4 protein-coding genes are annotated in these 5,377 nt (G+C 75.7%); all 4 read right to left on the bottom strand.

Going from position 1 to position 5,377, the window contains the following annotated elements; translation table 11 throughout:
- Positions 1-934 (bottom strand): FAD-dependent oxidoreductase (locus AB8Z75_RS31080; RefSeq protein ID WP_369207859.1); only part of this gene is annotated, 934 nt, incomplete at its 3' end.
- 104 nt (positions 935-1,038) lie between these two features.
- Positions 1,039-3,060: a glycogen debranching N-terminal domain-containing protein gene (locus tag AB8Z75_RS31075; RefSeq protein WP_369207857.1), complete on the bottom strand. Its 2,022-nt coding sequence runs from the start codon at positions 3,058-3,060 to the stop codon at positions 1,039-1,041.
- A gap of 4 nt (positions 3,061-3,064) precedes the next feature.
- Positions 3,065-4,513, bottom strand: a complete 1,449-nt coding sequence (locus tag AB8Z75_RS31070) for a hypothetical protein (protein ID WP_369207855.1) — start codon at positions 4,511-4,513, stop codon at positions 3,065-3,067.
- Complete coding sequence (locus AB8Z75_RS31065) at positions 4,510-5,340, bottom strand: sugar phosphate isomerase/epimerase family protein (RefSeq protein ID WP_369207861.1); 831 nt, start codon at positions 5,338-5,340, stop codon at positions 4,510-4,512. The genes AB8Z75_RS31070 and AB8Z75_RS31065 overlap by 4 nt, the downstream gene beginning before the upstream one ends.
- Positions 5,341-5,377: the final 37 nt, after the last annotated feature.

Genomic DNA, 5,377 nt, shown 5'->3' with positions numbered 1-5,377 from the left:
GTGTGTGCACAACTACGGGCACGGCGGGGCCCCAGGAGACGGTGWCGCVSGBCCCGCCGTGCCCGTAGTTGTGCACACACAGCGACTCCCCGCCCCGCCCGTCGCTCAGCCGCTCGCTCTCCAGCCGGACGCTGGGCCGGAAAGGACGCAGCCCGACCCGGTGCGCGCGCACCTTCGCGTCCGCCACCTCGGGCCGTACCGCGGCGCAGCGCCGCACGATCGCCTCGGCGGTCGCCGTCTTCGGCTCGCGCTCCTCGGCGTCCTCGTGCGCCGTGCCGCCCAGGATCAGTCCGTAGGGCTGGGGCAGCAGGTAGGTGGTCTCGCTCGCGCCGCTTCCCGCGTCCACGTACCACTCCTCGACGCCGGGGTTCTCCACGACGAGGATCTGTCCCCGCACGGCGCGCATCGAGGGGTCGGGCACCAGTTCGCGGGCGCCGAGTCCGCTGCAGTTCATGACGACGGGGGCCTCGGCCGCCGCCTCCTGGAGCGAGCGTGCCGCGCGCCGCTCGATGCGTCCGCCCGCGGTCTCGAACCGGCCCGTCAGGTAGCGGAGATAGGTCTCCATGTCGACAAGCGGGGCGCGCGGTGAGGTGCCGGTGAGCGCCGTCCACGCGGCGGGCGGCGCGCTGCCCGCCATCCGGCCCCGCAGCAGCCGCACTCCGGTGCTCGCCGGCTGCTCGGCCAGCCACGAGAAGTGCCGGAACGAGCGGACCGCCCAGTCCGACGCCCGGGCCGCGGGCTCGATCCGGTAGGGCCACACCAGGCCGCCGGCGACCGCGGAGGTCGTGTCCCGCGGGTCCTCGGGACTCCACAGCCGCACGTCCATTCCGCGCTCGGCCAGCACCACCGCCGTCGTCAGCCCGATGACCCCGCCGCCTATGACGACGGCGTCCGCCCTGCCGCGACCACCGTCGCGCGCTGTCACATCGACCATGTCCGGACACTACGGCACGCCGCCGCCCGCCGACACGGCAGCCGAAGCCGCGGCGGTAGGCGTCCCGGGCTCAACGCCGGCCCGGGCTCAACGCTGCCCCGGACTCAACGCCGTGCCGGGCCGCCTTCCAGCGCGGTCAGCAGGGCCAGGGGGGTGGCGGCTGCCCAGGCCTGGGGGGAGCAGGCGTGCGGGTAGGGCACCGGGTCCTGAGGGTCGGCGCGGGGGTAGCCCGCGAGTACCTCGGGCAGGCGGTAGCCGTGCCGGGCGGCGGCGTCCAGCAGGCCCCCGGCGAGCCGGCGGACCTCCTCGTGCAGCCCGTAGCGCGCCAGGCCCAGGGCGATCAGGGCGTTGTCCTGGGGCCAGATGCTGCCGCGGTGGTAGGAGAGCGGGTGGTAGGGGGCCTGTCCCGCGGCGAGCGTGCGGACGCCCCAGCCGGAGAAGAAGTCCGGCTCCAGCAGCCGCCGCCCCACCGCCCGCCCCCGGCGCTGTTCGAGGATGCCGGACCACAGCAGGTGCCCCGCGTCCGAGGCGAGGGCGTCGAGCCGTCGGCCGGTCTCGTCCAGCGCGAGCGGTACGAAGCCGCTCTCCGGCAGCCAGAAGTCGGAGGCGAACCGCTCGCGCAGCGCCGCCGCGGCCTCCTCCAGGCGCGCCGCGTACGCCGGGTCGCCCCAGGCGCCGCGGGCCAACTCGGCCGTCCCGCACAGCGCGTCGTACGCGTACCCCTGTGCTTCGGCGACCAGTACCGCGCCGCTGGGCAGCGTGCCGTCGGCGGCGCAGACGGCGCCCGGGGAGTCCTTCCAGTTCTGGTTGGCCAGCCCGCCCTCGTGCGGCCGGTAGGCGAGATAGCCGAACTCGTCGAGGCCGCCCCACCGGAACATCCAGCGCACGGCTGCGCGTGCCTGCGGCTCCAGGCGGCGGGCCAGGTCCGTGCCCGCGCGGCCCTGCTGCCGGGCATAGGCGCCGAGCAGGACGAGGAAGAGCGGCGTGGAGTCGACCGAGCCGTAGTAGCGGCCGTACGGCACCTGTCCGAAGGCGGCCAGCTCGCCGTGGCGCACCTCGTGGACGATCTTGCCGGGTTCGGCGATCCGTTCCGGGTCCTCCTCCCGCGCCTGCGTGGCCGCCAGCGCCAGCAGCGTGGCCTCGGCGAGCCCGGGGCGGTAGGGGAGGGCGAAGAGCGAGGTGAGCAGGGAGTCGCGGCCGAACAGGGCGAGGAACCAGGGCACGCCGGCTCCGGGTACGCGCACGGACGACCCGTCGGGCCCCGGCACGGTCACCCGCAGCCCGGCCAGGTCGCGCAGGCCCTGCGCGCAGGCGCGGGCCAGGTCGGTCCGCTCGGTGCGGGCGGCGGGGAGCGGTGGCGCGGTCACGAAGGTGTGCCGGTCGGCCGCCAGCCGGGAGCGCACGCGCGCCGGGTCGTCGTGGCCGGTCCCTTCGGGGACCGCCGCGGGGTCGGGGGTTCCGTGGGGCAGCGCCGTCGCGCGCAGCCGCAGCTCGGCCGTGCCGTGCGGCGGCAGCTCCAGCTCCCAGCTCAACCGCAGCGCCGTCCCCGAGCCACCGCGGGGCGCGCCGGTCCCGGCTGCCTCCTCCACCGCGAGAGGGGCGGGATCGGCCGCCACGACCGTCCGGGCGTGCCAGGCCTCGCCGCGCCGGTAGCCGAACTCGACACCGCCGGGTCGCCGGTCGCTGCCGCGCACGGCCCCCGGCTTGGCGAACGTGCGGTGCTGGGCACGCAGCTCCATCTGGTCGGCGAAGTCGGCGTCCGCCGTCAGTGTGAGGCGTACGGTCGCCGCCGCGCCCTGGTTGCTGACGAGGCGCAGCAGCTCGATCAGCGCGCCGTCCGCGACGGCCTGTTCCCGGAAGACGGTGCAGGCCGGGGGCGTCTCACGGGTGCCAGGCGTGGTCAGCACGGCGCAGCCGCCACCGTCGTCCGCGTCTCCGGCCGCGGGCGCCAGCACGACGGGTGCCGCACCGTCCAGCGTCAGCTCCCAGCGGCTGAGGTGGCGGGCGTCGCGGCGGAACAGCCCGTGCGGCATCGTGGCCTTCCGGTCGTGGACGATGTCGCCGGAGGGTGCCAGTACCGCGAAGGTGCCGTCGTGCACGAGCAGGCGGTGCTCGGTCGCCGTCATCGGGTCAGGAGTCCTTCCTCGGGGCGGGCAGGGGCGCCGAGGCGTCCCGCGCCCGCCGGGCGAGCAGATCGAGAGCGAGCGCGGCGGTCCAGCTGAAGTCGCGGGTACCGCGGCCCGCACCGGTGTAGGGGTCGAGGTACTCGGCGAAGTTGCTCTCGTGCGCGGCTCGCAGGATCTCCCCCGCCAGCGCGTCGGCCCGCTCCCGGGCGCCGTGGAGCCGGAGGCCGCGCTCCAGCAGCCAGTTGACGTTGAACCAGGCCGGGCCGCGCCAGTAGCGGTGCGGGTCGAAGGCCGCACCCCGCAGGTCGTAGCTGGGCAGCAGCCGCACCGTCGTCCCCAGCCCGAAGTGCGGGCCCCGCACGGTGGCCAGCAGCGCCTCGACCACCGCCGGCGGCAGGTCAGGTGCGAGCAGGGGGAGCAGACCCGCGGCACTTCTGGCCCGCACCAGCCGTCCGGCCGGCCGCCGCCCCGTACCGTCCGCACGCAGGTCGCGGCTGAGGAACTGCCCGGCCTCCGGCGACCACAGCCGCTCCACAAGGGCGTCCGTCAGCGCGGCGGCCCGCTCCCGGTGGACGTCCGGCGCACCGCCGAGCGCGTCCGCGATCCGGGCGAGGGCGTACTCGGAGGCGGCGAACAGCGCGTTGAACCCCGGGTCCTCGACGGCGAACGGGTGCGGGGCCGCGGCGTCGCGGTAGCCGTGGTCGCGGTATGTGGCGGCCAGCCGCACGTACCGTCCGTAGTCCAGGTCGGTGGGCCGGTCGGCGGCCGTCCCGTGCACCAGGTCGGCCCGTCGGAAGGACTCCGCCGCCGCGGGCTCGATCCGCGCGAGCGGACCGTCCCAGCACGGGCTGTTGTCCATGCCCGGCTCCCACGGGTGCACCACGGCCGCCAGGCCGCCCCCTCCCAGGTCGCGCCGGTCGGCCAGGTACCGGTGCCAGGCCACCAGGCGCGGGTGGACGCGGGCGAGGAAACCGCGCCGGGCCGAGGCCTCGGGGTCGGCACGGTGCACCAGCCACGCCGCCAGGGCGTGCACGGGCGGCTGCACGATCCCGGATGTCTCCAGGGCTCCGGGCGCACCGGCCGCCGCGCCCGCGGTCGAGGAGCGCCAGAAGTCCGGGCTGGGGAAGTACGCGCCCAGCGGCACCGCGCGGTTGAAGACGATGTGCGGAATCCGCCCGTCCCCCCACTGCGCGCCCAGCAGCGTCTCCAGCTCGCGCTGTGCCCGCAGCGGTGACAGGTGACGCAGCCCGATCGCGATGAACGCCGAATCCCAGCTCCACTGGTGCGGATACAGCCCGTGGGAGGGCACCGTCGAGTGGCCCGTCCAGTTGCCGAGCAGCACCCGGCACGCGCTGCGCCGCAGCGCCCGGTCGGTCTTCCCGTGAGGCCGCGCGGGAGCGGGTGGCGGCACCGGCGCCGCGCCGCGCTCCACCGCCACGGCCGGAGGCGTCATCGGTCTTCCCCGCTCGGTGCGGCGCCGCACATCCGGGCCAGGAACGGCGGTACGGAGCGCACGGCCTCCGCGGGGTCGAGGTGCGGCGTCAGCCGGCACTCGAGCGCCAGGTGGCCTTCGTAGCCGGCGCTCTCCAGCGCGCCGAGCCACGCCGACCAGTCCAGGTGTCCCGCGCCGGGCTGGAACCTGTTGGAGTCGCTGACCTGGGCGTGCCCGATGTAGGGGGCCGCCGCCACGATCGCGCCCGCCGGGTCGGCCTCCTCGATGTTCATGTGGTAGCTGTCGATACCGATGCGCACCGCGTCGAGCCCTACGGTGCGGATCAACTCGGCCGCCTGCTCCAGCCTGTTGACCATGTGGTCCTCGTACCGGTTCAGCGGCTCCAGGAAGAGCGTGACCCCCTCGGCGCGGGCGTGCTCGCCCAGTTCCGTCAGCCCGGACAGCAGGATCTCGCGCTCCTCCTCCTCGCCGCGCGGCGGGGTGAACGGCGGCAGCCTGCGGGAGAACATGCCGTAGGAGGCCGGGGTCTGCGCCCCCGCGCCGCCGAGTTCGGCGATGACGGACAGCTGCGACTTCATCTGGGCGAGGGCGTCCCGGCGCAGGTCTCGGTCGAACGCGGCGAAGAAGTGCGGCATGTCGACGCAGACCGTCGGCATGGGCACGCCGTCCGCCTGGGCCTTGCGCAGCGCGGGCAGGCGCTCGCGGAAGTGGAAGTCGCCCTTTCCGCGCAGTTCGATGCCGTCGTAGCCGGCCGCTGCGGCGAACTCCCACTTCTCCTGGAGGGTTGCGCCGGGAAGGAGCTGCTCCTGGCAGGCGGTGCGGAACATGGGTGGCTCGGCCTTTCGGTGGTGGGGTGTCTGGGGC

Origin of the sequence: Streptomyces sp. PU-14G, assembly GCF_041028275.1 — a bacterium.
Classification (GTDB): Bacteria; Actinomycetota; Actinomycetes; order Streptomycetales; family Streptomycetaceae; genus Streptomyces.
Note: the sequence above shows the minus strand (reverse complement) of the source record. Positions and strands in the feature narration are given on the sequence as shown.

What these genes read in the sequence shown, in the direction of transcription:
- AB8Z75_RS31075 (WP_369207857.1), bottom strand. Translation starts at nt 3,060, where the DNA reads ATGACGGCGACCGAGCACCGCCTGCTCGTGCACGACGGCACCTTCGCG.
- AB8Z75_RS31070 (WP_369207855.1), bottom strand. Translation starts at nt 4,513, where the DNA reads ATGACGCCTCCGGCCGTGGCGGTGGAGCGCGGCGCGGCGCCGGTGCCG.
- AB8Z75_RS31065 (WP_369207861.1), bottom strand. Translation starts at nt 5,340, where the DNA reads ATGTTCCGCACCGCCTGCCAGGAGCAGCTCCTTCCCGGCGCAACCCTC.